The sequence below is a fragment of the Streptomyces sp. SM11 genome (assembly GCF_002910905.1).
GTDB lineage: Bacteria > Actinomycetota > Actinomycetes > Streptomycetales > Streptomycetaceae > Streptomyces.
In genome coordinates this window covers 89,184-114,760 of the sequence record NZ_NEUE01000300.1, presented here as the reverse complement: position 1 = coordinate 114,760, position 25,577 = coordinate 89,184, and the positions used below count along the sequence as shown (strand labels likewise).

General features: G+C 70.6%; 20 protein-coding genes and 4 pseudogenes. 15 read left to right on the top strand and 9 right to left on the bottom strand.

The window, feature by feature from the left end; all coding sequences use genetic code 11:
* Window positions 1–509: pseudogene (locus B9S58_RS34630) on the bottom strand (EamA family transporter); the annotation flags it as partial.
* Window positions 510–710: 201 nt separating this feature from the next.
* Here B9S58_RS34630 and B9S58_RS34620 point away from each other — a divergent pair.
* Complete coding sequence (locus tag B9S58_RS34620) at window positions 711–1,439, top strand: SseB family protein (RefSeq protein ID WP_103535825.1); 729 nt, start codon at window positions 711–713, stop codon at window positions 1,437–1,439.
* Window positions 1,440–1,546: 107 nt separating this feature from the next.
* Window positions 1,547–2,260 (top strand): MIP family channel protein, encoded by a 714-nt coding sequence (locus B9S58_RS34615; protein ID WP_103535824.1) that lies wholly within the window; start codon window positions 1,547–1,549, stop codon window positions 2,258–2,260.
* 91 nt (window positions 2,261–2,351) lie between these two features.
* Here the strand turns inward: B9S58_RS34615 and B9S58_RS34610 are convergent, their stop codons facing one another.
* Entirely contained in the window at window positions 2,352–2,714 is a 363-nt protein-coding gene (locus B9S58_RS34610) for a DUF1844 domain-containing protein (protein ID WP_010057174.1), read from the bottom strand.
* A gap of 359 nt (window positions 2,715–3,073) precedes the next feature.
* On the opposite strand from B9S58_RS34610, the gene infC reads away from it, so the two are divergent.
* The 9 genes from infC (at window position 3,074) to B9S58_RS34560 (ending at window position 13,343) form a co-directional block, all read left to right on the top strand.
* Complete coding sequence (gene infC, locus B9S58_RS34600) at window positions 3,074–3,799, top strand: translation initiation factor IF-3 (protein ID WP_374935734.1); 726 nt, start codon at window positions 3,074–3,076, stop codon at window positions 3,797–3,799.
* A 121-nt stretch (window positions 3,800–3,920) separates the two neighbouring features.
* Window positions 3,921–4,115 (top strand): 50S ribosomal protein L35, encoded by a 195-nt coding sequence (rpmI, locus tag B9S58_RS34595; protein WP_003970213.1) that lies wholly within the window; start codon window positions 3,921–3,923, stop codon window positions 4,113–4,115.
* A gap of 107 nt (window positions 4,116–4,222) precedes the next feature.
* Window positions 4,223–4,606 carry a 50S ribosomal protein L20 gene (rplT, locus tag B9S58_RS34590; RefSeq protein ID WP_030583499.1) on the top strand — a complete coding sequence of 128 codons (384 nt, stop codon included), beginning with the start codon at window positions 4,223–4,225 and terminating at the stop codon, window positions 4,604–4,606.
* 128 nt (window positions 4,607–4,734) lie between these two features.
* A complete protein-coding gene (locus B9S58_RS34585) occupies window positions 4,735–5,580 on the top strand; it encodes an RNA methyltransferase (RefSeq protein ID WP_103535823.1) in 846 nt (281 codons plus the stop codon).
* A 375-nt stretch (window positions 5,581–5,955) separates the two neighbouring features.
* Window positions 5,956–7,134 carry an ATP-binding protein gene (locus B9S58_RS34580; RefSeq protein ID WP_103535822.1) on the top strand — a complete coding sequence of 393 codons (1,179 nt, stop codon included), beginning with the start codon at window positions 5,956–5,958 and terminating at the stop codon, window positions 7,132–7,134.
* Window positions 7,135–7,303: 169 nt separating this feature from the next.
* Entirely contained in the window at window positions 7,304–8,443 is a 1,140-nt protein-coding gene (pheS, locus tag B9S58_RS34575) for a phenylalanine--tRNA ligase subunit alpha (RefSeq protein WP_030632315.1), read from the top strand.
* A complete protein-coding gene (gene pheT / locus B9S58_RS34570; RefSeq protein WP_103535821.1) occupies window positions 8,443–10,956 on the top strand; it encodes a phenylalanine--tRNA ligase subunit beta in 2,514 nt (837 codons plus the stop codon). Before pheS ends, pheT begins: the two co-directional genes overlap by 1 nt.
* A gap of 420 nt (window positions 10,957–11,376) precedes the next feature.
* The gene (locus tag B9S58_RS34565; RefSeq protein ID WP_103535820.1) at window positions 11,377–12,726 is read left to right on the top strand and encodes a transcriptional regulator; all 1,350 of its coding nucleotides are present in this window, start codon (window positions 11,377–11,379) and stop codon (window positions 12,724–12,726) included.
* Window positions 12,727–12,812: 86 nt separating this feature from the next.
* Window positions 12,813–13,343 (top strand): NUDIX hydrolase, encoded by a 531-nt coding sequence (locus tag B9S58_RS34560; protein ID WP_103535819.1) that lies wholly within the window; start codon window positions 12,813–12,815, stop codon window positions 13,341–13,343.
* A 137-nt stretch (window positions 13,344–13,480) separates the two neighbouring features.
* Here the strand turns inward: B9S58_RS34560 and B9S58_RS34555 are convergent.
* From B9S58_RS34555 to B9S58_RS34530, 6 genes and pseudogenes are all read right to left on the bottom strand, one after another.
* A pseudogene (locus B9S58_RS34555) lies at window positions 13,481–13,602 on the bottom strand (3-hydroxyacyl-CoA dehydrogenase family protein); the annotation flags it as partial.
* Between the two features lie 310 nt (window positions 13,603–13,912).
* Window positions 13,913–14,869 (bottom strand): glycine betaine ABC transporter substrate-binding protein, encoded by a 957-nt coding sequence (locus B9S58_RS34550; protein WP_181009554.1) that lies wholly within the window; start codon window positions 14,867–14,869, stop codon window positions 13,913–13,915.
* A gap of 80 nt (window positions 14,870–14,949) precedes the next feature.
* Window positions 14,950–16,998: an ABC transporter permease subunit gene (locus B9S58_RS34545; RefSeq protein WP_103535818.1), complete on the bottom strand. Its 2,049-nt coding sequence runs from the start codon at window positions 16,996–16,998 to the stop codon at window positions 14,950–14,952.
* A complete protein-coding gene (locus tag B9S58_RS34540; protein ID WP_103535817.1) occupies window positions 16,995–18,065 on the bottom strand; it encodes a glycine betaine/L-proline ABC transporter ATP-binding protein in 1,071 nt (356 codons plus the stop codon). Before B9S58_RS34540 ends, B9S58_RS34545 begins: the two co-directional genes overlap by 4 nt.
* Before the next feature lie 26 nt (window positions 18,066–18,091).
* Window positions 18,092–18,657: pseudogene (locus tag B9S58_RS34535) on the bottom strand (aldehyde dehydrogenase family protein); the annotation flags it as partial.
* A 1,063-nt stretch (window positions 18,658–19,720) separates the two neighbouring features.
* Complete coding sequence (locus tag B9S58_RS34530) at window positions 19,721–21,523, bottom strand: SpoIIE family protein phosphatase (RefSeq protein ID WP_103535816.1); 1,803 nt, start codon at window positions 21,521–21,523, stop codon at window positions 19,721–19,723.
* Between the two features lie 109 nt (window positions 21,524–21,632).
* Between B9S58_RS34530 and B9S58_RS39810 the strand changes: the two are divergent.
* The 3 genes and pseudogenes from B9S58_RS39810 to B9S58_RS34515 all read left to right on the top strand — a co-directional run.
* Window positions 21,633–21,924, top strand: a pseudogene (locus B9S58_RS39810) (DUF6531 domain-containing protein); the annotation flags it as partial.
* 124 nt (window positions 21,925–22,048) lie between these two features.
* Window positions 22,049–22,189 (top strand): hypothetical protein, encoded by a 141-nt coding sequence (locus tag B9S58_RS39805; protein WP_258045203.1) that lies wholly within the window; start codon window positions 22,049–22,051, stop codon window positions 22,187–22,189.
* Window positions 22,177–22,659: a hypothetical protein gene (locus tag B9S58_RS34515; protein ID WP_103535815.1), complete on the top strand. Its 483-nt coding sequence runs from the start codon at window positions 22,177–22,179 to the stop codon at window positions 22,657–22,659. The genes B9S58_RS39805 and B9S58_RS34515 overlap by 13 nt, the downstream gene beginning before the upstream one ends.
* A gap of 479 nt (window positions 22,660–23,138) precedes the next feature.
* On the opposite strand, the gene B9S58_RS34510 is transcribed toward B9S58_RS34515, so the two are convergent.
* Window positions 23,139–23,996 (bottom strand): 3-hydroxybutyryl-CoA dehydrogenase, encoded by an 858-nt coding sequence (locus B9S58_RS34510; protein ID WP_103535814.1) that lies wholly within the window; start codon window positions 23,994–23,996, stop codon window positions 23,139–23,141.
* A gap of 240 nt (window positions 23,997–24,236) precedes the next feature.
* Here B9S58_RS34510 and B9S58_RS34505 point away from each other — a divergent pair, with 240 nt between their 5' ends.
* The gene (locus tag B9S58_RS34505) at window positions 24,237–25,511 is read left to right on the top strand and encodes a glycoside hydrolase family 10 protein (RefSeq protein ID WP_103535813.1); all 1,275 of its coding nucleotides are present in this window, start codon (window positions 24,237–24,239) and stop codon (window positions 25,509–25,511) included.
* Window positions 25,512–25,577 lie beyond the last annotated feature (66 nt).

Below are 25,577 nucleotides of genomic sequence, written 5' to 3'. Positions count from 1 at the left end.
CCCGGGCACAGCGTCCGTCCGCTCACGCCGGGCCGGATCCGGCCCGGAGGCAGACCCGGCGGGCCCGTCGCCGCGCGGGGCGGCCCCGCGGTGCACCACGACCACCGCCACCAGGCCGAGCACGGTCCGGGGGCCGAACGGCTCCCCGAGCGTCAGCGCTCCCCGGACGGCCGTGACGGGAGCCATCAGGAACATGAGCGTGCTGATCGCGGTGACGCCCGAGCGCCGCAGGATCCGCCAGTACAGCCCGTGAAGACCACGGTGCTGGCGGCGCGGTGGACGGTCAGCGACACCGAAGGGGCCACCCGGGTGGCGGAACGGCTCTCCAGGAAGGTGGCGGCCACCAGCGACAGCATGCCGACGAACGGCAGGGCGTGGGCCCACCAGGTCACCCCGGCGTCGGCCGAGGCGTCGGCCAGCGTGACCACGGCGACCACGTTCACCCCCGGGCACAGGCCGAGCCACTGCCGGGCGGTGACGTATCGCCGCAGCAGCGGTCCGGCCTGCGCGCTCATGCTGCTGCACAAAGGGGCCCTGGCCGCCCACGGCCTGAAGGTCTTCCCGGATCCCGTCGCCCACGCCCGCGACGAGGCGCACGCCCTGCCGGCCGGGGCCACCGGGTGCTGAGGCCCGCGACGGCGGGGCGCTGGGCTCTCCGCCCGGCCCCACCTGCGGGCGAACCGCGAGGAGCCAGGCACTACCCTCGTCCCGTGGAGCTCAAGAACATCCCGGACCCCGGTTTCTCCGACGACGACGGCTCGGCGTCCCCCGCCCTGACCAGGGCCCTGGGCGCCTGGTCCCGGGACCGTGGCGCCGTCGGCCCGGTCCTCGCGGCCCTGCGCGACGCCCGGCTCCTGGTCCCCGTCGTCGCCGTTCTCGGCGAGGTCGAGGAGGACGAGAAGGGGCTCCGGCGCGAGAAGACCAGCGACATGGCCGTACCCACCCTCCGGGCCGGCGACCGGCGCGCGCTCCCCGCCTTCACCTCGACCGCGTCGCTGGCGCTCTGGGACCCGGAGGCGCGCCCCGTCGCCGTACCGCTGCACCAGGCCCTCCAGGCCGCCGCCCACGAGAAGGCCGACACCGTCGTGCTGGACCTCGCCGGGCCCGTCGCGTTCGAGCTGAGCGGGCAGGCGCTCCTGGCCCTCGCCGAGAACCGCACCAGCACCGACCCGCTCCAGGATCCCGCGGTCATCGACGCCGTACGGGAGGCCGTGGCCGCCGACCCCGCCGTGGTCCGTGCCCACCTCGGGCCGGGCAGCGCGGACGGGACCCTCGCGCTCGTCCTCGCCCCGGACGCGGTGCCCGCCGAGGCGGCCCGCCGGATCGCCCGCGCGCTGTCGGCCAGCGAGGTGCTGCGGGCCCGTCTGGTGAGCGGCCTGGACCTGGCCCTTCTCCCCGCCGGCACGGCCACACCGGGGGAGCCCCTCTTCGCCCGCTGACGCGTCGGGTCGATTCCGGCCCGACGGGCGCGAAGCGCCCGCCGCCGTGAGAATGGTCGGGAATTCGGATGAATCCGGCCGACCGACCAAGCTCGCGAGGTGGTTCCATGCAGAAGCGGATTGTGGCGTCAGAGTTCCTCGGCACCCTGCTGCTGGTGTTCTTCGCCGTGGGGTCCGCGGTGGTCGCCGTCGAATACCTCGGCACGGTGGGCATCGCCCTCACCTTCGGCTTCATCCTCCTCGCGCTCGCCTATGCGCTCGGCCCGATCTCCGGCTGTCATATCAACCCCGCGGTGACGCTGGGCATGTATATGGCGGGCCGGATCGGCATCCGTACGGCCGTCGAGCGCTGGGTGGCCCAGATCCTCGGCGCGATCGTCGGCGCGGCCCTGCTGTTCCTGCTGGCGAAGCAGATCCCGGGTCTGGAGACCAGTGGCGAGTTCGGCACCAACGGCTACGACGACCGGTCGGCCGTCGGCATCAACATCGGCGGCGCGTTCCTCGCCGAGGTGGTGCTCACGTTCCTGCTCGTCTACGTCGTCCTCGCGGTGACCCACAAGGTCGCGGTCACCGGCTTCGACGGGCTGCCCATCGGCCTGACGCTCGCCGCGATCCACCTGGTGGGCATTCCGCTGACCGGTACCTCGGTCAACCCGGCGCGGAGCCTCGGTCCGGCGCTCTTCGCGGGCGGCGCCGCGCTCTCCCAGCTCTGGCTGTTCCTCGTCGCGCCCCTGGTCGGCGGAGTCGTCGCCGCCTACGTCCACCGGCTCACCCACCCCTTCCCCAACGTCCTGCCCGAAGAGACCGAGGACGCCATCTGAGGAACCGCGAACCGTCCCGGCCGCGCACACGAGGGAGCCCGCCGCCCCACGGGGGGACGGCGGGCTCCCTGGCGTACGGGGGAGGGGGATGCTAGCCGTAGACCGGGCCGGTGTACTTCTCGCCGGGGCCGTGGCCGGGCTCGTCCGGGACCAGCGAGGCCTCACGGAAAGCGAGCTGGAGGGACTTCAGGCCGTCGCGCAGCGGCGAGGCGTGGAAGGTGCTGATCTCCGTGGCGCTCGCGTCGAGCAGCCCGGCCAGTGCCTGGACCAGCTTGCGGGCCTCGTCGAGGTCCTTGTGCTGTTCGCCCTCCTCGGTGAGGCCGAGCTTCACGGCGGCTGCGCTCATCAGGTTGACGGCGACCGTCACGATCACCTCGACCGCGGGGACCTCCGCGATGTCGCGGGCCATGTCGTCGAAGCCGGGGTTCTCACTGCTGGGGGTCGCGTCACTCATGCCCACACGATAAGGCCAGGCCGCCGCCCTCCCGCGCGCGGGAGCCGCTGTCAGGACCGCGCGGGAGGGCGGTCCCGACAGCGGCCGGGCGCAGGATTAGCGCACCCGGGGCCGGGCTGCTAACCTTGTGTAACGACCGGCCGGACATCGATGTGCCCGGCCCACAAGTGGAGGCTCCGATCTCCCACCTGGCTGTCCTCACCGGACGGCGGGTCACCGGTCAGGCGGTGCCCATCGTTCCGTACGGACGATGGAGCCGTCAGATGCGCCCCGCGGTTGACCGCGGCGGTGCTCCGGTAGTTCCTGGAGCCTCGCCTGTGTCCCGTCCGGGGCATTTTTGCGCTTCGGCTCGGTTGGTCTTGACGTTCATAAGACGTTACGCGGCTGTCCGCCAGGCGGTCGCGTGGTGCTACCGAGGAGGATCCATCAGCGCCGAGCCCCGCATCAACGACCGGATTCGCGTTCCCGAGGTCCGACTTGTCGGTCCCAGTGGCGAGCAGGTCGGGATTGTTCCGCTTGCCAAGGCCCTGGAACTCGCACAGGAGTATGACCTCGACCTGGTCGAGGTGGCGGCGACAGCCCGTCCGCCCGTGTGCAAGCTCATGGACTACGGGAAGTTCAAGTACGAGTCGGCCATGAAGGCCCGTGAGGCGCGCAAGAACCAGGCGCACACGGTCATCAAGGAGATGAAGCTCCGGCCGAAGATCGACCCGCACGACTATGACACCAAGAAGGGTCACGTCGTCCGGTTCCTCAAGCAGGGCGACAAGGTCAAGATCACGATCATGTTCCGTGGTCGTGAGCAGTCCCGCCCCGAGCTGGGCTTCCGACTGCTCCAGCGTCTCGCTTCGGACGTGGAGGACCTGGGCTTCATCGAGTCCAACCCGAAGCAGGACGGCCGGAACATGATCATGGTTCTGGGCCCGCACAAGAAGAAGACCGAAGCCATGGCCGAGGCCCGTGAGGCCCAGGCCGCCCGCAAGGCGGAGCGTCAGGGCACGACCGACGCACCGTCCGAGGGCGACACCGCCGAGGCTCCGGCCGAAGCGGTCGAGGCTCCGGCCGAGACACCTTCCGAGGCGTGACCTTCGGGGGCCGCCATCCAGGCGCCCCCGGGTCATCCCGGAATCCCATAGAGATCTGACGCCCCTGCAGTCCGGTGCCCCGCACCGTGAGGGGCGCCACTGACGAGGAGAGAACGGCGCGATGCCGAAGAACAAGACGCACAGCGGTGCCAGCAAGCGCTTCAAGATCACCGGCTCCGGCAAGGTGCTCCGCGAGAGGGCCGGCAAGCGCCACCTTCTCGAGCACAAGTCGTCCAAGAAGACCCGCTCGCTGACCGGCACGGTCGTCGTGGCTCCGGCCGACGCCAAGAAGATCAAGAAGCTTCTCGGCAAGTGAGGTTCGGCCTCCGGCTCGCCCCGGAGGCACGACCTCGATCACACCGGGACCAATTCGTTTCCGGGCCGTGTGAGGACACCCACGGCCCCGCTACAAGGAGTTAACAAGTGGCACGCGTCAAGCGGGCAGTCAACGCCCACAAGAAGCGCCGGGCAATCCTCGAGGCGGCCAAGGGCTACCGCGGGCAGCGCTCGCGCCTGTACCGCAAGGCCAAGGAGCAGGTCACCCACTCCCTGGTCTACAACTACAACGACCGCAAGAAGCGCAAGGGCGACTTCCGTCAGCTGTGGATCCAGCGCATCAACGCCGCTGCCCGCCAGAACGGCATGACGTACAACCGCCTCATCCAGGGTCTGAAGGCCGCCAACATCGAGGTGGACCGCAAGATTCTGGCCGAGCTCGCGGTCAACGACGCCAACGCGTTCGCCTCCCTCGTCGAGGTCGCTCAGAAGGCCCTCCCGAGCGACGTCAACGCCCCGAAGGCCGCCTGATCCAGGCACCCCCTTCCAGGTACGCGAACCGGACCCGCAGGCGCATGCCGCCTGCGGGTCCGGTGCGTTGACCCGCCGACGCCACACCACACCGTCACAGCCGTACGCAGAGAGGCTCGCCGCCGACCATGGGCACCCCCGAACTGATCTCCCCGCGTTCCTCCCGGGTCGCCGCCGCCCGCCGGCTGGCCCGCCGCACCTTCCGCGGCAAGGAGCGCAGGTTCATCGCCGAGGGGCCCCAGGCCGTACGCGAGGCCGCCGCGCACCGGGGCGGTGACGGGGAGTCGACCCTCATCGAACTGTTCGCGACCCCCGAGGCCGCCGACCGGTACACCGACATCGTCGAGGCCGCCCACAGGGCGGGTGCCCGGGTGCACCTGGCCGGCGACGACGTCCTCGCCGACGTCTCGCAGACCGTCACCCCGCAGGGCCTCATCGGCGTCTGCCGCTTCCTGGACACCCCGTTCCAGGAGATTCTCGCCGCGCAGCCCACGCTGGTGGCCGTCCTGGCCAACGTACGCGACCCCGGGAACGCCGGTACGGTACTGCGCTGCGCGGACGCCGCGGGTGCGGACGCGGTGATCCTGACCGACGCCTCGGTCGACCTCTACAACCCCAAGTCCGTACGCGCCTCGGCCGGTTCGCTCTACCACCTGCCCGTCGCCGTCGGCGTCCCCGTCGAACAGGCCGTGCGGGGCCTCCGGAACGCCGGGGTGCGCATCCTCGCCGCCGACGGGGCCGGGACCGACGACCTGGACGGCGAACTGGACGAGGGCACCATGGGCGGCCCCACCGCCTGGGTCTTCGGCAACGAGGCTTGGGGGCTCCCCGAGGAGACCCGCGCGCTCGCCGACGCCGTCGTCCGCGTCCCCATCCACGGCAAGGCCGAGAGTCTCAACCTCGCCACCGCCGCCGCCGTCTGCCTGTACGCCTCCGCCCGCGCGCAGCGTCCGCGGCGCGCCCCCGACGCGTAAGAGGCCGGCGGGTGACCTCGGCCGGGGCGGCCACGCCCTGGCACGCGCGCTTCCGGCGCTGTCGTCGGTCGACGACTTCCCCAAGCTCTCGGCTCCGTTCGACCGGGGGAGGCCCCACCCGTGTCGCCTCCCTCCTCCGCCTCGGAATCGCACGCGCCGGGCCGCGTCCGCTGTCCGACCCGAGGTCACCCGACAGCCTCTGACACCGCGCCGCCTCGACGGCCCGTCAGCACGCGATCCCGGCCATTCCCGCGCCCCTCCCACCGGCGCGCTCCTCTCCGCGCCCCCACAGGGTGTCGCCGGTTCGCCGCCGCCTAGTAGGGTGACGAACTCGGGGGCCCACTGCACCGGTTCGAGAGGTGGGGATACGGGAAGATGGCTGTCGGCATGAGCTCGCCGCGACCGGCGCACACCACCGCACCACGTGCTGCGGGCGACGAGCCGGACGGGACGGCGGTCGGTCCGGACGGTCTCGGCGCCGGCCTTGGCCAGGGCGCCCCCGGCATCGACCCGGACGACCTTCCCGACGGTCTCGTCGTCGCCGACGCGAGCGGGCACGTCATCTGCTTCAACGCCGCCGCCGCCCGCATCACCGCCACCCCGCGCGCCGACGCGATCGGCCGCCCCCTGGAGGCCGCCCTCCCGCTGGAGGATCTCAAGGGCAAGCGCTGGTGGAGGCTGACCGACCCGTACGGCGGTCTCGCCACCCGTAGCGGCCAGCCCGAGCGGAACCTGCTGTTGCCCGGCGGCCGTGAGGTGCTGGTGTCCGCCCGCTACGTACGTGAGCATCCGCTCGGCCCGGTGCGCCGGGTCGTGGTCTCGCTGCGCGGCACCGAGGCCCGTCGGCGTACCGAACGCAGCCACGCCGAGCTGATCGCCACGGTCGCCCACGAGCTGCGCTCCCCGCTGACCTCCGTCAAAGGGTTCACCGCGACCCTGCTCGCCAAGTGGGAGCGGTTCACCGACGACCAGAAGCGGCTGATGCTGGAGACCGTCGACGCCGACGCCGGCCGGGTCACCCGGCTCATCGCCGAGCTGCTCGACATCTCCCGGATCGACTCCGGCCGGCTGGAGCTGCGCCGCCAGCCCGTCGACGTCTCCGCCGCCGTGGCACGGCACATCCAGGCGCTCATCGCGGGGGGCCAGACCCCCGAGCGTTTCCGGGTCCGGGCCAGGGGGCCGCTGCCCGCCCTGTGGGCCGACCCCGACAAGGTCGACCAGGTCCTCGGGAACCTCCTGGAAAACGCGGTGCGCCACGGCGAGGGAACCGTCACCATTGAGATCGCCCCCGCACCCGCGCCGGGTGCGTGCGACGAGATGGGAACGGCTGTCACCGTGAGCGACGAAGGCCCCGGCATCCCCGAGGAGTCGATGGGCCGCGTCTTCACCCGCTTCTGGCGGGGGAGCAAGCGCGGCGGCACGGGCCTGGGCCTCTACATCGTCAAGGGCATCGTCGAGGCCCACGGCGGCACGATCACCGTCGACCGGGGGCCCGGCGGCGGGGCGGAGTTCCGATTTATTCTGCCCGTGAGCATGCCCGCCTATCTGAACTAGAGGGGTTTGCGTAGCAATCAGCCAGGGTGGCGGTGGGCGACGGGAGGGCGTGAGCCGCCCACGGGCTCCCCGAACGTCCTGCGGCCTTTAGACTCGACCTTTGGCACCTTTGCGTCCTGCGGTCGTCGAGCCGGGTCGCGCCACCAGCCAATCGGAAGCACGGGAAGAGATGTCGGCACCGAACAAGTCGTACGACCCAGTCGAGGTCGAGGCACTGAAACCGGAAGAGATCGAGCGCCTGCGGGACGAGGCGTTCGCCGCCTTCGCCGCCGCCGGTGACCTCGACGCGCTCGCCCAGGCGAAGACCGCGCACACCGGAGGTACCTCGCCGCTGTCCCTCGCCAACCGCGAGATCGGCGCCCTGCCCCCGCAAGCCAAGGCCGAGGCGGGCAAGCGCGTGGGCCAGGCCCGCGGCGCCGTCTCCAAGGCGCTCGCCGCCCGCCAAGCGGAGCTGGAGGCCGAGCGGGACGCCCGGGTGCTCGTCGAGGAGGCCGTGGACGTCACGCTGCCCTACGACCGCACCCCGGCCGGCGCCCGCCACCCCCTGACGACCATCATGGAGCGCGTCGCGGACGTCTTCGTGGCCATGGGCTACGAGATCGCCGAGGGCCCCGAGGTCGAGGCGGAGTGGTTCAACTTCGACGCCCTGAACTTCGTGCCCGACCACCCGGCCCGCCAGATGCAGGACACGTTCTTCGTGCAGGGCACCACGCCCGACGGGAAGGCGACCGAGGGCGACGAGTCCGGCGTCGTGCTGCGTACGCACACCTCCCCGGTCCAGGCCCGCTCGCTCCTGGAGCGCAAGCCCCCCGTCTACGTGGTCTGCCCCGGCCGGGTCTACCGCACCGACGAGCTGGACGCCACGCACACTCCGGTCTTCCACCAGATCGAGCTGCTCGCCGTCGACGAGGGCCTCACCATGGCCGACCTCAAGGGCACCCTCGACCACATGGTCCAGGCGCTCTTCGGACCGGACATGAAGACCCGGCTGCGGCCGAACTTCTTCCCGTTCACCGAGCCGTCCGCCGAGATGGACATGGTCTGCTACGTCTGCCGCGGCGAGTCCGTCGGCAACCCGGACCGTCCCTGCCGTACCTGCGGCAGCGAGGGCTGGATCGAGCTCGGCGGCTGCGGCATGGTCAACCCCAAGGTGCTCACCGCCTGCGGCGTCGACCCCCAGAAGTACAGCGGATTCGCCTTCGGGTTCGGCATCGAACGGATGCTGATGTTCCGCCACAACGTCGAAGACATGCGAGACATGGTCGAGGGTGACGTCCGGTTCACCCGGCCGTTCGGGATGGAGATCTGATGCGCGTCCCGCTTTCCTGGCTGCGGGAGTACGTCGACCTGCCGGCGACGGAGACCGGCCGTGACGTACAGGCCAAGCTCGTCTCCGTAGGGCTTGAGGTCGAGACCGTCGAGCAGGTCGGTGCGGGCCTCAAGGGCCCCCTGGTCGTCGGACAGGTCCTGACCATCGAGGAGCTGGAGGGCTTCAAGAAGCCCATCCGCTTCTGCACGGTCGACGTCGGCTCCGCCAACGGCACCGGCGAACCGCAGGAGATCGTCTGCGGCGCCCGTAACTTCTCGGTCGGCGACAAGGTCGTCGTGGTCCTCCCGGGCGCGGTCCTGCCCGGCGACTTCGCGATCGCCGCACGCAAGACGTACGGCAAGACCTCGCACGGCATGATCTGTTCCACCGACGAGCTCGGCATGGGCGACGACGGCACGCACGGCATCATCGTGCTGCCGCCGGAGCACGAGGTCGGCACCGACGCGATCGAGCTGCTCCAGCTCGTCGACGAGGTGCTCGACATCGCCGTCACCCCGGACCGCGGCTACTGCCTGTCGATGCGCGGCGTCGCCCGCGAGACGGCCATCGCGTACGGGCTGCCGCTGCGCGACCCGGCGCTCCTGGACGTGCCCGCGCCGAACGCGTACGGCTACCCGGTCAAGATCTCCGACCCGTCTCGCTGCGACCGCTTCACCGCGCGCACCGTCACCGGTCTCCAGACCGAGGCCCGCTCCCCGATCTGGATGCGCCGCCGCCTCCAGAAGGCCGGGATGCGGCCCATCTCGCTGGCAGTCGACATCACCAACTACGTGATGCTGGAGCTCGGCCAGCCCCTGCACGCCTACGACCGCACCCGGGTCGAGGGGCCGATCGGCGTGCGCCGCGCCGCGCAGGGCGAGAAGCTCACCACGCTGGACGGCACCGTGCGTGTGCTGGACGCCGAGGACCTGGTCATCACCGACGACCGCGGGCCGATCGGCCTCGCGGGCGTCATGGGCGGCGCCAACACCGAGATCGCCGACGCGGACGGCGAGCACGCGCTGACCACCGAGGTCGTCATCGAGGCCGCGCACTTCGACGCGATCTCGATCGCCCGCACCGCGCGCCGCCACAAGCTGTCCTCCGAGGCGTCCAAGCGCTTCGAGCGCGGCGTCGACCCGCAGGCCGCCGCCGCTGCCGCGCAGCGCACGGTCGACCTGCTGGTCCTCCTCGCGGGTGGCACCGCCGAGGCCGGGGTCACCGAGATCACCTCGCCCTCCGCGCCGCGCACCATTGCGATGTCCGCCGACCACCCCGACCGGGTCGCCGGGGTGGGCTACGGCCGCGAGACCGTCGTCCGCCGCCTCCAGCAGGTCGGCTGCGACGTCTACGGGCAGGACGAGCTGATCGTCACCGTCCCGTCCTGGCGGCCCGACCTGAACGAGCCGAACGACCTCGCCGAAGAGGTCATCCGGCTGGAGGGCTACGAGAACCTGCCCTCCACCCTGCCGACGCCCCCCTCCGGCCGCGGTCTCACCGACCGCCAGCGGCTGCACCGCCGCATCGGCCGGGCGCTGGCCGGCGTCGGCTACGTCGAGGCGCTGAGCTACCCGTTCATCGGCGACGCGGTCCTGGACCAGCTCGGCCTGGAGGCGGACGACGCCCGTCGCCGCACGGTCAAGCTCGTCAACCCGATCTCCGACGAGGAGCCGGCGCTGCGCACCACGCTGCTGCCGGGCCTCCTCGGCGCACTGCGGCGCAACGACGGCCGCGGCAGCCACGATCTGGCGCTCTTCGAGACCGGCCTTGTCTTCAGGCCGACCGGCGCGGAGACGGCCGCCGTCCGGCTGCCCGTCGACCGCCGGCCCACCGACGAGGAGATCGCCGGTCTGAACGCGGCCCTGCCGCGTCAGCCGCGCCGTGCCGCCGTCGTCCTCGCGGGCGCCCGCGAGCAGGCCAGCTGGTGGGGCAAGGGCACCCCGGCGACCTGGGCGGACGCCGTCGAGGCGGCCCGCTCGATCGCCGCGGAGGCCGGTGTGGAGGTCATCGTCCGCGCCGACCAGCACGCCCCGTGGCATCCGGGCCGCTGCGCCGCGCTGTACGTCACCGTGAACGGCGAGGAGACCCTCTTCGGACACGCGGGCGAACTGCACCCCCGGGTGATCAAAGCGCTCCACCTGCCCGAGCGGACGTGCGCCGCCGAGGTCGAGCTCGACGTCCTGGAGCAGGCCGTCGACGGAGCGCTCCAGGCGCCCCGGATCTCCACCTTCCCGGTGGCGACCCAGGACGTCGCGCTCGTCGTCGCAGGGGACGTCCCGGCCGCCGACGTGGAGCGGGCGCTGCGCGAGGGCGCGGGCGAACTGCTCGAATCGCTGCGGCTGTTCGACGTCTTCACCGGTGAGCAGATCGGCGGGGGCAACAAGTCCCTGGCGTACGCGCTGCGCTTCCGCGCCGCCGACCGCACGCTGACCGTCGAGGAGGCCTCGGCCGCCCGCGACAGCGCGGTGGCCCTGGCCGCCGAGCGCACGGGCGCGGTGCTGCGAGGCGCGTAGCGCCTGCGACAGCGTTGAGAAGGGGCGTATCCGGCCACCGGATACGCCCCTTCTCCTGTCCCCGCCGAGCGACGGAGGGACCACACGCCGGACCCGGAGCGGAACCGGGAGGAACGCGGTTCCGGCCTCCGTTCCGCAGCCACCCTCCTTCGTCGTCGGTCAGTGGGCCGTGCGGTCCGGGCGCCGTCCGCGCCGCCTCGGAGTGTCGGGCAGGTCAGCAACGCGGACGGCGCGGGTGCGGGTCGTGGGCCGTTTACGAGGGGGAGCCGACGACCCGGGCCGCCTCTTGCGAGGAAGCTCATTCAACCGAGCCGGGGGCCCGCGCGGCAGAGCGCACAGCAGGAGGGTTCGGGCATTCCGTTCACACCCCGTGTGAATCGTGCTCCACTAGGCTCCTTGCGACACGCACCTGGGGGGACGATGGAGCCCAATGTCCTGCTCGAAGCCTTGATCGAGGAGGCCGGTGTGTCCCGTGCGGGCCTCGCCGGTCACGTCAACCGGGCGGGCCTGACCCGCGGGCTGAGCCTGCGGTACGAACACACGGCGGTCTCCCGCTGGCTCAAGGGCCAGCGCCCGCGCGGGCAGGTGCCCGACCTGATCTGCGAGGTGCTGGCCGGCCGGCTGGGGCGGCCCGTCGGGCTCGACGACGTCGGGATGGGCGCATTCGCCGCGTCGGGGACGGAGGCCGGCGCCGAGGGCGCCTCCCTCTCCGGGTTCGTCGAGCGGGCCACCGCCCTGTGGCGCTCCGACGAACAACAGCGCCCGCACCTGGCCACCGTGCCCACCGTCACGGGCACCCCGGCGGTGATGCCGGTCTGGGAGTGGGAGAACCCTCCGGAGGACACCGACGTCTCGCGGCCGGGGCCGGGCCGGGTGAGCGCGGCCCACATCGCGATGCTCAAGGCGGCCCGCGACCACTACGAGCAGATGTACCGCAAGACGGGCGGTATCGCGACCAGGTCCCGGATCGTCCGCTTCCTCGACGCGGAGGCCGCGCCGCTGCTGCGCGGCGGTTACAGCGACGCCCTGGGCCGGAGCCTGCACCGGGCGACCGCCGGGCTGGTGGCGGTGGCCGGAATCTGCGCCTACGACTCCGATGCCCACGGGCTCGCCCAGCGCTACTTCCACCAGGCGCTGCGGCTGGCCAAGTCCAGTGGGGACCGGGGGCTCGGCGGCTATGTGATCGCCCTGCTGGTCACCCAGTCACTGTTCCTGGGTGACTACCGCCGTTCCATCGCCTTCGCCGAGGCCGCGCTGCGGGCAGCCGGGGGCCACATCACCCCCGCGCTCGCCGCCGACCTGCACGCCATGCAGGCCAAGGCGTACGCCCGGCTCGGCGACGCGGCGAGCGCCCGGGCCTGCATCGGGCGGGCCGAGGCCCAGGCGGGCCGGATCCACACCGGCCGGGAGCCGGACGAGACGGGGTACGTCCAGCCCGGTCTGGTCGACGTCCAGGTGGCGGAGGCGCTGCTCGGTCTCGGGGACCTGCCGGCCGCCCGGGAGCACGCGGCCTCCGCGGTGAGCGCCCCGGCGCACGACCGGGGGCGCGTGCACCGTCTCGCGATGTTGAGCCATATCGAGCTGGTGCAGGGCGAGGCGGACCGCGCGGCCGGTACAGCTGCCGAAATGGCGATGAGAGCCCGGGGAATGGAGTCCCAGCGGCTGCGCGACCGGCTGCGGCAGGTCCGCAACGAGCTGGCCGCGAGCGGCTGCGCCGACGCCGTGGGGACCACCGACCTCATCGACGAGGCGCTCCGCGTGCCTCTGTGAGCTCCACCGACGCCCCGTCGTTCGTTACCCCGGCAGCCGAGCCTGCTGACATGTTGACCCCCAACATGTCGAAAGGCGGCACAACTGTGCAGTGGACGAACTTAAGCGAACAGAATGTGTATCAGAACCCGTGGTTCCGGGTGAATCTGGCGGACGTCCAGCTCCCCGACGGCAGCCACCTCGACCACTTCGTGATCCGGCAGCGCCCCGTCGCGGCCGCCACCGTCGTCAACGAGGTGAACGAGGTGCTGCTGCTCTGGCGGCACCGGTTCATCACCGACAGCTGGGGGTGGGAACTGGCCGCGGGCATCGTCGAGGAAGGCGAGGACATCGCGGTGGCGGCGGCCCGTGAGATGGAGGAGGAGACCGGCTGGCGCCCCGGCGAGCTGCGCCCGCTGCTCACCGTGGAACCGTCGAACGGCCTCACCGACGCCCGCCATCACCTGTACTGGTCCGACGAGGCGCACTGGACCGGGCACCCCAGGGACGCCTTCGAGTCCTCACGCCGCGAGTGGATACCGCTCAAGGTGGTCCCGGACATGATCGCCCGGGGCGAGGTGCCCGCCGCGAACATGGTGGCGGCCCTGCTGATGCTGCACCACCTGAGACTGGGCTGACCCCGGCCCCGTACGAGCGGCCCCGTACGGGCGTCCTGTTACGCGCGAGGAGCCGGCCCCGGGGTTGCCGGGGACCGGCTCCTGACAGCGAATCGAACGGGCGGCTCAGGCGTACGTGATCTCAGGCGAACGTGACCTCAGGCGTACGGGTAGAAGCCCGACCCCGTCTTGCGGCCGAGGCGCCCCGCGTCGACCATCCGCTGGAGCGGCGGGGGAGCGGCGTACAGCGGCTCCTGTACTCGGCGTACGACTGGTCGGCGCTGCGCGTACCCCTGTGACCTGCGGTTACGTCGGTTGTGCGGCGGCATTGCCAGACAGCGAGGCCGGGACGCCGACCGCACCTTCCGAGGGGTCGAGATGCTCAACGGGCACGATCCGTCACCACCGAATGTGGGACAGAGCCGAACGTCTGACAGACCCGACCAGGTAGACGTGCAGGACCCCGACGCCCCGGCCACGCGGGCGACGGAGACGGCACCGAGGGCGGCCGGGGTACGTGGAGCACCCTGGCCGCCCTCGTGGACGTACGTCCCTCGGTCGCCGTTCTCAGCTGCCGTTCCCGACCGCCGTTACTTCTTCGGCAGCCAAGCCTCCCATACGTCCTTGTTCTCCTTGACCCACTTCTCAGCGGCTTCCTTGCCGGACATCTTGTCCTTCGCTACCCACTTGGCGACCTTGTTCTGCTCCTCGGTCGACCAGTTGAAGTTCTTGATGAACTCGGCCGCGTCGCCGCCGTCCTTCGCGAAGTCGGCGTTCAGGTACTTCTGGAGGGGGGTGACGGCGTACGCGCAGTCCGTCGCCGTCTCGGGCTCGTTGCAGCCCTCGGTGTATTCCGGCAGCTTGACCTCGACCAGGTCGATGTCGGCGTTCAGCCACTGGGGGTCCCACCAGTAGGTGATGAACGGCTCCTTGTCGCGGTACTTCTGCTGAATCTCCTTGATCTGGGCGGCTTCGTTGCCCGTTTCCTTGACCTTGAGATTCAGGCCGAGGTTCTTGATGATGTGCTCGTCGTACGTGGTGTACGACGGAGCCGCACCAAGGAACTCACCCTTGTCGCCGCTGTTGGCGGACGTGAAGTCCTTCGCGAACTTATTGAAGTTCTTCGCGTCGAGGATCTCCGGGTTCTCATCCGCGTAATACTTCGGCACGAACCAGCCGATGTGGCCGTCGACACCGAGGTCGCCGCCCTTGACGATCGTCTTCTTCTCCTCGACGTAGAGCTGCTCCTTCTTCGGGGAGCCGCCCCAGTCCTCCAGGATCGCGTCGGCCTTGCCGTTGTTCAGCGCGTCGAAAGCGACCGGCTCGTCCAGCTGCTGGAGCTTGACCTTGACGTCCAGCTCCTGCTCCAGGACCACCTTGGCAACCTCGGCGTTGGCGCGGGCGCCGACCCACGACGGGACGGTCAGGGTGACCTCGTCCCCGGAGGAGGCCGACTCGGTCTCGGCTGCTCCGCAGGCGCTGAGGGCGAACATTCCGAGCGCGCCGACTCCGGCGACGAGGGTGGTGCGTATCCGCTTGTAGTTCACGATTCTGTTTCCTTTTCTTCCATGAGTCGGGAGAGATGGGTGAGCTTGATGAGTTGCGTGATGGACGGCAGCCGAGGGGACTATTGAGAGGCCTCGGCGCGTTCTTTCGCCGTCGTCGCCGGCTGCGAGATCCGGTCGAGCAGCAGCCCCAGGCAGACGATCGCGATACCGGCGGTCATCCCGAGCCCCAGATCACCCTTGGCGAGCCCCTTGACCACATCGACGCCGAGCGCGCCGCCGCCGATCATGCCGCCGATGACGACGATCGCGAGGACGAGCACCAATCCCTGGTTCAGGGCGAGTTGCAGTGCGGGACGGGCCAGCGGGATCTGGACCTGGCGCAGTTGCTGTCCCGTGCTGGCGCCGAGTGAACGGGCAGCCTCCAGGGCCGACGGGTCGATCTGCTTGATTCCCTGAGTGGTGATACGAACCACGGCTGGCAGCGCGTAGACGACCGCCGCGGCGACGGCGGCCGTGCGGCCACCGCTGAACAGCGCGATCACCGGGATCAGATAGATGAACTGCGGCATGGTCTGCATGACGTCGAGCACCGGCCTGATCAGCCGTTCCACCCGGCCCGCGCGGGCCGCCAGAATGCCGATGGCGAAGCCGATCAGCAGCGTGACGACGAGCGCGGCGAGCACCTGGGACAGAGTGTCCATGGAGCGGTTCCACAGACCCATGACGCCGATCGCGCTCAGCGCAAGCACGACGGTGACGGTGGCACGCCAGCGTCCGGCGCGGAAGGCGAGCACACCCGCGAGAGTCAGCATCGCCCACCAGGGAGTGGCAAGCAGGACGTCGCGCATCGGGTTGATGACCCAGATGGCGAAGTTCTCGGCCCAGGTGAGCGTGCCGCCGAGGACGGGGATGCCGGAGCCGAGTTCGCGCTCGATCCAGTTGACGACGGAGTTGACCGGCTCGCTGATGGAGACGGTCCAGGCGTCGGGCCATGTCTGCCGGCCGAGGAGGGACCCGAGGAGGGCGCTGCCGCCGACAGCGACGGCAATGCCGGGCCAGATCAGATACCAGGCGCCGCGGTGTCCGCCGGCCGGGTCGTCGAGCTGCTCGCCGGCCGCGGCTGTCGTCCGGTCCAGCCAGACGGCGATGAGGACGACCGCGATACCGGCGGGCAGGGCGAGGCCGACGTCGACGGTGGAGAGCGCGGTGAAGATCTCGTCACCGAGACCGCCCGCGCCGATCAGCGAGGCGAGAACGACCATGGACAGACACATCATGATCGTCTGGTTGAGGCCCAGGAGCATCTGCTTGCGGGCGAGCGGCAGGCGTGCGGTGAACAGCTGCTGCAGGGAGCTCGCCCCGAGCGAGGCGGACGCCTCCAGAGCCGCCGGGTCGGCGCCGCGCAGGCCGAGTGCGGTGAGCCGGGCCATCGGCGGAGCCGCGAAGATGACCGTGGCGACGAAGACCGACGGCGTACCGATGTCGAAGATCAGGACGAACGGCAGCAGATACGCGAAGGCGGGCAGCACCTGCATCGTGTCGAACACCACGCGCAGCATGCGCTCGCCTCGGTCGGAGAGCCCGGCGACGAGCCCGAGGAGGGCTCCGACGACAGCCGAGACGGCGACCGAGACGATCATCAGGGCCAGCGTCTCCATGGCCGGCTCCCACATGCCGAGGAGCCCGACCACCGCGAAGGTGCCGAGCGCGGTGCCCGCGGTGCGCAGGGCCCGGCGGTGCAGGCCGGCCCCTCCGGCGTACCAGGCGATCAGTACGGCGGCGAGGGTCACCCCGATGAAGCCGAGGCCCTCCAGCAGGCTGAGCACACCCTCGACCGAGCTTTCGGCCGTGTTGCTGATGTGCAGCAGGAAGTAGAGGAAGAGGGGGTGGGTGGTGCGGTTGTCGACGAGCCAGCGGTTGAGATCGTCGAGCGGGGACTGGACGTCGGTGGTCAGGCCGGACGGCCACACCCCGCTGCCGGTGCCAGTGACGACGGCGCTGACGACGGCGACGAGGACAACCGCGATCAGCAGCATCGTCTTCGGGTTCCCTGCGACCCGGGAGAGCGGGCCGGGCGTGCCGGTGCCGTCCCCGTCCTTGATCAGGTGCGGGTCGGACGTGCGGGTGGTGTCCCGTTGGTCGATGACGGGATTCGGGGCGCCGCTCATACGGCCGCCACCTTCTTGGGCTCCGGCTCGCTGTCGTCGTCGAGCCCGGCGACGACAGCGAGGAGCTGTTCGTGGCCGACGATGCCGAGAGTGCGTCCGTCGTCGACGACGCGGCAGTACTCGCCGCTGCGGGCGACGGCCTCGATCGCTTCGGACACCAGCGTCTCGGGGGCGAGGGCCACCCCCGACTCATTCTCCCCCGGCTCGACGGGACGCATGGCCCGCCGTACGGAGATGACCTGCTCACGCGGTACGTCCCGGACGAAGTCGCGTACGTAGTCGTCGGCCGGATTGGCGACGATCTCCTCGGGCGTGCCGAGCTGCACGATCATGCCGTCGCGCATCAGGGCGATCCGGTCGCCGAGGCGCAGTGCCTCATTGAGGTCGTGGGTGATGAAGACCATGGTGCGGCCCTCTTCACGGTGCAGGCGGATGACCTCCTCCTGCATGTCACGGCGGATCAACGGGTCGAGCGCGCTGAACGGTTCGTCGAAGAGGAGCACCTCGGGGTCGACGGCGAGGGCGCGGGCGAGGCCGACGCGCTGCTGCTGCCCGCCGGAGAGCTGGCCGGGGCGGCGCTCCTCCATGCCGGCGAGGCTGACCTTGGCGACGACCTCGGCGGCCTTGGCGCGGCGTTCGGCGCGGGCCATGCCCTGGATCTCCAGGCCGTAGGCGACGTTGTCGATGACGGACCGGTGGGGCAGCAGACCGAAGTGCTGGAAGACCATGGCGGCGCGGTGCCGGCGCAGCTCGCGCAGCCGGTTCCTGTCCATGGAGATGACGTCCTCGCCGTCCATGGCGAGTTCGCCGCTGGTCGGCTCGATGAGCCGGGTCAGACAGCGGACGAGGGTCGACTTGCCGGAGCCGGAGAGGCCCATGACGACGAATACCTCGCCCTTGCGGACGTCGAAGGAGACGTCACGGACGGCCGCGGTGCAGCCGGTGCGAGCGCGCAGCTCCTCGGCGGAGAGCCCGGCGAGTTCCTTGTCGCCGGGTATGCGGTCGGCCTTGGGTCCGAAGACCTTCCAGAGATTACGTACGGCGAAGACCGGTTCGGTGGCGGTCATCACGCATCACCTCCCGGTGCGGTTGTTCCAGCAGTAACGGTCACGAGGTCGACGGCGGGATGTTCGGCCATGCCCGCGCCGACGGGGTCGCCGGCGCCGACGGGCGGTCCGGCCTCGGTGAGCAGCCGCATCAGGGCGACGGTGGTAAACGGGGTGATCTCACTCGGTTCGATCACGAAGGCGTTGCCCGCGGCGAGCGTCGGGCGGTCTTCCATCTGGTCTGGAGAGGAGGACGGTTCCAGGGGGTGATCAGCGCGCAGACGCCCACGGGCCCGTGGGCGGTGACGCGGCCCTCTTCGAGGGTCTTTCGGGTGTCCCGGCTCTCCAGGAGACCCATTTCCTCGCGTTCGCGCCGCAGGAGCGCTTCGCCCCGGAGTAAGAGGCGTGCGCGCTCGGCGGCCAGGGTACGCGGCCAGGGTCCGGAGTCGAAAGCGGCACGCGCGGCACCGAGCGCGGCGTCGGCGTCCTCGGCCGCGCCCTCCGCCACGACGGCGAACGGCGTGGCATCGGCCGGGCCGAGGATGTCGCGCGTGGTACCGGGAAGGGCGTTTCGCCGCTTTCCGTCCACATGAATGGTCTTTTCTACCGACACGCCGACTATTGCCTTCCGTTACCAACGTGTTTTCCCCAGCAGCATCGACTGGCGATCGGGACATCTGCCCTCAGTGGCGCGAAGTATGCGTGTTCGGTAACCGAAAGTGCTATGGGTCACTCGACGACTGGCGTGCCCCGTTCGCCCGGGGCGTCATCGGCCGCGCTCGGCTCGTCCTGAAGGGCGGGCCCGGCGGCCCGTAGGGGAGCGGGCCATGTGCGACGAGTACCCAGGCGAGGGGGTGTGAGCAGGACGAGCACGGCCCCACCACCGACCGGCCCGACGCATACGGCACCGAGCGCGGTGGCGGTGAGCAGGTGGCTGGTCAGCCTGTGTGCGGACGTACATGCGGTCACGCTCAGCGACCCGTCGCTCGTCGAGAATCAGGCCACGGAGCTCAAGGAGTCCGAGGGTGGCCCCGTTGACGACACTGGTTACGAGGGGCGAGGGAAGCGGTAGTCCCGCATGACGAAGATCGCCCAGTCGACGCCGAACAAGGTGGACCAGATCCAGGCCCCGACGATGAGCCCGGTGAGGATTGTATGCGCCCCGCCTCCGCGTGGAGGTGGCGCAGAGGGCCTGCCCGCCCCGGGTCGTTCATGAGGGGTGCGTGCGCTGGTCGTAGACCACATCCTCAGTGACCAGCGAAGATATCCCCGAAAAGACCATCTGCACAAGCTGGTTGACATCCATCACATCGATACCAACGCCCCTTCACCACACAGAGCCACCACCGAATGCGAGACAGAGCCGATCGTCTGCAGTCCCCCACGCTCGCTCGTTTGCTGCAGTAGAGGGAACACACCGAGTGCGCGCCGGGAAACCACCTCCTGGAGATGGCGAGGAAGGCGCCAATCGCACCCACGACCGTGACGACGAGGGTCACGCCGGCCACCGCGACTGCGAGCGGGGTCGCGAGAGAGGGATGCGCAACCGCCACGTAGAGCAGGCCGGCTCCGATGATGAGGACGACGAGCTTGCTCCGACCGCCCGACTTGCCCCGGATCGCCAGTAAATATCAATCGGTATTAATTGGCTCAAGTCGGGCATGACTTCAAGATCTTCATCGGTCTTCTAGGACCGAGGACGGCATGTTCTGTTCTGCCCAGACCACCTTGCCGGTGACCGTGCGGGACGAACCCCAGCGGCGGCACAGCATGTTGATGAGCTGAAGCCCCCGTCCGCCCTCGTCGCTGAGGTCCGCGTGCTGGATCTGGGGCAGGTCGGGGCCGGTGTCCGACACCTCCACGACGAGGCGTTCCCCGCGCAGCAGCCGCAGCTTGCCGGGGCCGTTCCCGTAGCGCAGTGCGTTGCCGACCAGTTCGGAGACGACGAGCTCGGATACGTCGGCGAGTTCCTCAAGGCCCCATGCGGCGAGCTGCCCGGTGACGAGGCCACGGGCGGCCGAGGCGGCCCGGCCGTCCTGCGGCAGCTCCCACACCCGCAGGTCTCCAGCCGGGAGTGCGGCGCTCGTGGTGACGAGGAGCACCGCCTCGTCGAACCGGGCGGCGGCGGCCGGGGCGCGCTCCACCAGACCCCCCTTCTCCAGCGACCCGGGCGGCAGGCTCAGCGCCGCCGTACGCAGCCGGTCCAACTGGGCGTCCACGTCCTGGTCCCGGGACTTGATCAGGCCGTCCGTGTACATGACCAGGTGGGCGCCGTCCGGGACGCGCAGCCGCAGGGGGTCGTACGGAATCACGCCCGCCCCCAGCGGCGCGCCGGTCGGCACCGGGACGAGGTCGGCGGCGCCCTGCCCGTCGAGGAGCAGCGGCGGCAGGTGCCCGGCACTCGCCAGCGTGTAGGAGGAGTCGGCGGGGTCGTAGACCGCGCACAGGCAGGTGGAGACCTGCTCGTCCTCCAGGTCTCGGGTGGCCAGGTCGAGCCGCGCGAGGATCCGCTCGGGGGCCATGTCCAGGGTCATCAGCGTGCGGGCCACCGTCCGCAGGCGCCCCATGGTGGCGGCGGCTGGCAGCCCGTGTCCCATCACGTCGCCCACCATCAGGGCCGTCCTTCCGCCGGGCAGGGCCATCACGTCGTACCAGTCCCCACCCACGCCGTGATGCGCCGCCGCGGGCGCGTACTCGGAGTGCACCAGTAGGCCCGGCGTCGCCGGGGTGACGCGCGGCAGCAAGGAGCGCTGCAACGAGACGACGTGCTCGCGCTCCCGTCCGTACAGACGCGCGTTGTCGATGAAGACCGCCGCCTTGGAGGCGAGCTGCTCCGCCAGCGCCAGGTCGGTGGTGGAGAACGGCGGGGTTCCGCGGCCGCGCACGAAGTCGGCGCTGCCGAGCAGCAGCCCACGGGCGATCAAGGGCACGGCCAGGTAGCTGTGCACGCCGGCGGCACGCAACTGCGCGGCGGCGCTCGCGGTGGGCGCGACGCGGATGAAGTCGTCGTCGCGCACCCTGCTCAGCAGCACCGGCTTGCCCTGCCGGAGGACGTACCGGTGGAGCAGCGTCTCGTGCGGCTGCTTGGCGTGCACGAAGATCTCACCCACCGGGGTCGGCTCCAGGTTGGAGAGCTCCTCGATGGCGCACAGCGCCGTGGCCCGCATCTGCGGAATGCCGGGCTCGGTCTTCCGGGAGCCCTCGTCACCCCGCAGGACACTCTCGAGGATGTCCACGGCAGCCCCGTCGGCGAAACGGGGCACGGTGAACTCGGCGAGTTCTTGTGCGGTGCGCTCCAGGTCCAGGGTCGTGCCGATGCGGGAACTGGCGGAATTCAGCCAGGCAAGACGGCTGCGGGTGGTGAACCGGTCCGGCGGCAGAACGCCTCTGCTCCGGCGGAACCGCACGTTCGCGCCGACCGAGCGTCGCCCGGCGGAGCCCCGGCCGGGCAGGCGCCGTCTACCACTGCCGGCGTTCACTCTTCCGCCTCCAAACAGGACTCGACGCCTCTTGGTGCCCAGTGTGCACCGGAAGCGGCCGCGGCACCTCCGGGTACCTCTGATGTGGTGGATCATCTGTTCAGCCCGGCCGCTGGTCTTCACCCGCCGCGCCGAGTCCGGTCTGCCGGCAGGCCGGTTCCTCGGCCCCTCTTGGACCTCCACCGTCGACGAGCCTGGAGATCGACGCTGCCGGCGTCGTCCACGTCACCGCAGCCGGCCTCCTGATCGCCTATCCGCACCCCGCCCCAGGCGCCCCGACCGAACCGGAGTCCGGGACCGCCCGCACACTGCTGGCCCGTGACGTGACCGGCGACTACACCGTCACCGATCCCGGCACGGGCTTGGTCTGTCATTTCACCGCCCCGGCCGACAGCGAACCTCGGTGAATGGAAGAAGTCCCCGTACAACCCCGATTTCAAGCATTGCAACGAGAGCCGGATTGTCGCGCAGGCAGACAAGCTGCTCGCCCTCAACGAGGACCTGGGAGGCAAGGGAGTCCGCCATATGGTGTCCAATGAATGGGGTGCCGCGCATGTGAACGAAGTGCTGTCCAAGTCCTTTTCCGAGGCCTACGCCAGCGGGCAGCTGAAGGCGTATCACGTGCCCGGCAACGGCATGAGTGGAATGAGTTCATGGCTGAAGTGATCGCAATGCTGGAAGAGCTCAGGAACATCACCCCGCTGACCGCCGAGGCTGCGGCGGCGCTGTTCGCGGCTCAGCAGTGGACGCCCGGGGGCAAGATCCGTGACGGCGTGGAGACGTCGTGGGACAAGGGCGGCGTCGGGGGGTGGATCCAGTCGTTCGGGGGTGGGGCGGTCAGCGTCTCGTTCTTCGTCTGGATCCGCGACATCGACGAGTCGGGCTACTTCGACGACGTGGAAGCCGTCTACGAGCAGGGAGAGCAGGCGCTGGCCGACTTCCTCCCCGAGATCGAGGAGTCCCCGTTTGCCGGCCACCTCATCGAGGCAGAGGTGACGGAGGCGGACAGGGACGAGTTCATCAAGCTGAAGAAGTGGGTCCTCGACGGCAGGATTCTGACCGCCGGTGTGATCCAGCATGACACCGATCTTCCGGTGATGGTCATGGTGGTGCTGGAGGACCCCGGCGCTGCCTGACTGAGCCCGTACGCCAGGGCGCCCGCGTCTCCATCCGATGCCAGTCAGTGAGGGCGAAGGAGGCGCGGACCCCTCTGGACATGCCGACACGGGACAACATGAGCGCACCCAACCAGTGCCTTCTGAACAGGCGAAACAACATCTGGCGGCACTCCCGGGCGCGGTGTGTCGGGACCGCTCGTGTACTCGCAACGCGTAGGCCCCAGGTCCGAGTCGCAGGGACTTTTCAGGGACTTTCAGCTCTGTCGGAGGGACATCCGAGGGAGTTTTCGCAGTACAAGCACGGAAGGCTGCGACAGCGCTGAAAGTCCCCGGGCTTCGGGCCCACGCATCCGCGCCGTCGCTCCATAGCGCTTCGGCACGGGGTCGGGTCGGCAGTGAAAGACGAGGCTCTTTCGGAGCCGCACACGGCTCTGACCTAGGAGAACATGCCCCGGGCGGGCCCGCCGACGTGAGCGACGGGCCCGCCCGGGGGACGGTCAGTAGGCGTAGAAGCCCGACCCCGTCTTGCGGCCGAGGCGCCCCGCGTCGACCATCCGCTGGAGCAGCGGGGGAGCGGCGTACAGCGGCTCCTTGTACTCGGCGTACATCGAGTCGGCGACCGAGGCCACGGTGTCCAGGCCGATCAGGTCCGCGAGCTTCAGCGGCCCCATCGGGTGGGCGCAGCCCATCTCCATGCCGTTGTCGATGTCCTCGCGGCTGGCGATGCCCGACTCGAACATCCGGATCGCGGAGAGGAGGTACGGGATCAGCAGCGCGTTCACGACGAAGCCGGACCGGTCCTGGGCGCGGATCGGGTGCTTGCCGAGCACGTCCTGCACGACGGCCTCGGCGCGCGCGATCGTCTCGTCCGAGGTGGTCAGCGCCGGGATCAGCTCGACGAGCTTCTGCACCGGGGCCGGGTTGAAGAAGTGGATGCCGATGACCCGGTCCGGGCGCGAGGTGGCGACGGCCAGCTTCACCAGCGGGATCGAGGAGGTGTTGGAGGCCAGGATCGCGTCCTGCCGGGTCACCACCTGGTCGAGCACCTGGAAGATCTCGGTCTTGACCTGCTCGTTCTCCACGACGGCCTCGATGACGAGATCGCGGTCGGCGAACTCCCCGAGATCGGTCGTGAAGCTCAGGCGGCCAAGGGTCTCGTCCCGCTCCTCCGCGCTGATCTTGCCGCGCTCGGCGGCCTTCGAGAGGGAGTTGTGCAGACGGGTGCGGCCGATCTCCAGCGCTTCGCCGGTGGTCTCGGCGACCATCACTTCGAGGCCGCTGCGCGCGCACACCTCCGCGATACCTGCGCCCATCTGGCCACAGCCCACCACTCCGACGCGTGCAATGTCGGCCATAGAGTCCGTCACCTCGTGCCTTTCGCTGTACTCCGTATCGCAGGGTCCCGTGTGATTCCGGTGCCCGCCTCGACCCCACGACGTTACTCCGAATGCCGACACGGACGTCCCGCGGGTCATGGAGGCCACGGACGGGCATGATGCGGTTACGTAGAGCTGTCGGGGCCGGAGTCGGGTGCGGGACGTGGCGGAGAGAGGCGGGCCGGTATGCGGCGTACGGGTGTGGCCAGGAGGGCCTTCGTGCTGAGCGCGGCCGGACTGCTGGCGGCGATGACGACGGCCGGTGACGCGGTCGCCTCTCCGGTGGCGGGGAGGAGAAGGGGCGGCGGCCAGCCGGAGCCGGCGCCGGGGCAGGTGCGTGGCATGTGGGTCGCCACGGTCGCCAACATCGACTGGCCGTCCGAGCCGGGTCTCACGGCGGCGCGGCAGGAGGCCGAGCTGTTCGTGTATCTGGACCGGGCGGTCGAGCTACGGCTCAACGCGGTGGTGCTCCAGGTCCGGCCGACCGCCGACGCCCTGTGGCCCTCGCCGTACGAGCCGTGGGCCGCCTGTCTCGCCGGGACCCAGGGCGAGGACCCGGGCTGGGATCCGCTCGGCACGGCGGTGCGCGCGGCGCACGACCGGAGCCTGGAGCTGCACGCCTGGTTCAACCCCTACCGGGTGGCGAACCACACGGACCCCACCCGCCTCGTCGCCTCCCACCCGGCTCGGCTGAACCCGGGATGGGTCGTGCCGTACGGCGGGAAGCTCTACTACAACCCCGGGCTGCCGGAGGTCCGCCGTTTCGTCCAGGACGCGATGCTGGACGCGGTGCGCCGCTACGACATCGACGCGGTGCACTGGGACGACTACTTCTACCCGTATCCGGTGGTCGGCCGGTCCTTCGACGACGACGCTGCGTTCGAACGGTACGGCGGCGGCTTCGCCGACCGGGCGGCCTGGCGGCGTGACAACACCGACCGGCTGGTGCGCGAGACGGGGCAGCGGATCCGGCGGATCAAGCCGCACGTCCGCTTCGGCATCAGCCCCTTCGCCGTCTGGCGCAACGCGGAGACCGACCCGCGGGGTTCGGACACCCGGGCGGGCGTGCAGACCTACGACGACCTGCACGCCGACACCCGTAGATGGGTCAAGGAAGGGTGGGTCGACTACATCTGCCCGCAGATCTACTGGCACATCGGACTCGCCGCCGCCGACTACGCCAAGGTCCTCGCCTGGTGGAGCGGGACCGTCCGGGGCGCGGGCGTCGACCTGTACGTGGGCGAGGCGTTGTACAAGGCGGGCGACCCCGCCCAGCCGGCCCCCTGGCAGGACCCGGCGGAACTCTCCCGCCACCTCACCCTCGCCCGGGATCACGAGGAGGTGGGCGGCCATGTCTTCTTCTCCGGGAAGAGCGTGCTGGCGGACCGGATCGGCGCGATGCGGCGTGTGGTGGCCGACCACTACACGGACCGCGTCCGGCTCTTCCCGGACCGGGGCCGCACCTACCCGCACCGCGGACGTCCTTCGGGGTGAGCCGGGGCATGGTCTCCGGCGGCCGAGGCGCGCGGGGGCCGGAGACCGGACGTGCGGCCCCGGCCC

Bases quoted from the DNA above. Each gene is read 5' to 3' on its own strand.
- B9S58_RS34615 (WP_103535824.1), top strand. From the start codon at position 1,547: ATGCAGAAGCGGATTGTGGCGTCAGAGTTCCTCGGCACCCTGCTGCTG.
- B9S58_RS34610 (WP_010057174.1), bottom strand. From the start codon at position 2,714: ATGAGTGACGCGACCCCCAGCAGTGAGAACCCCGGCTTCGACGACATG.
- rpmI (WP_003970213.1), top strand. From the start codon at position 3,921: ATGCCGAAGAACAAGACGCACAGCGGTGCCAGCAAGCGCTTCAAGATC.
- B9S58_RS34585 (WP_103535823.1), top strand. From the start codon at position 4,735: ATGGGCACCCCCGAACTGATCTCCCCGCGTTCCTCCCGGGTCGCCGCC.
- B9S58_RS34580 (WP_103535822.1), top strand. From the start codon at position 5,956: ATGGCTGTCGGCATGAGCTCGCCGCGACCGGCGCACACCACCGCACCA.
- pheS (WP_030632315.1), top strand. From the start codon at position 7,304: ATGTCGGCACCGAACAAGTCGTACGACCCAGTCGAGGTCGAGGCACTG.
- pheT (WP_103535821.1), top strand. From the start codon at position 8,443: ATGCGCGTCCCGCTTTCCTGGCTGCGGGAGTACGTCGACCTGCCGGCG.
- B9S58_RS34565 (WP_103535820.1), top strand. From the start codon at position 11,377: ATGGAGCCCAATGTCCTGCTCGAAGCCTTGATCGAGGAGGCCGGTGTG.
- B9S58_RS34545 (WP_103535818.1), bottom strand. From the start codon at position 16,998: ATGAGCGGCGCCCCGAATCCCGTCATCGACCAACGGGACACCACCCGC.
- B9S58_RS34540 (WP_103535817.1), bottom strand. From the start codon at position 18,065: ATGACCGCCACCGAACCGGTCTTCGCCGTACGTAATCTCTGGAAGGTC.
- B9S58_RS39805 (WP_258045203.1), top strand. From the start codon at position 22,049: ATGGTGTCCAATGAATGGGGTGCCGCGCATGTGAACGAAGTGCTGTCC.
- B9S58_RS34515 (WP_103535815.1), top strand. From the start codon at position 22,177: ATGGCTGAAGTGATCGCAATGCTGGAAGAGCTCAGGAACATCACCCCG.
- B9S58_RS34510 (WP_103535814.1), bottom strand. From the start codon at position 23,996: ATGGCCGACATTGCACGCGTCGGAGTGGTGGGCTGTGGCCAGATGGGC.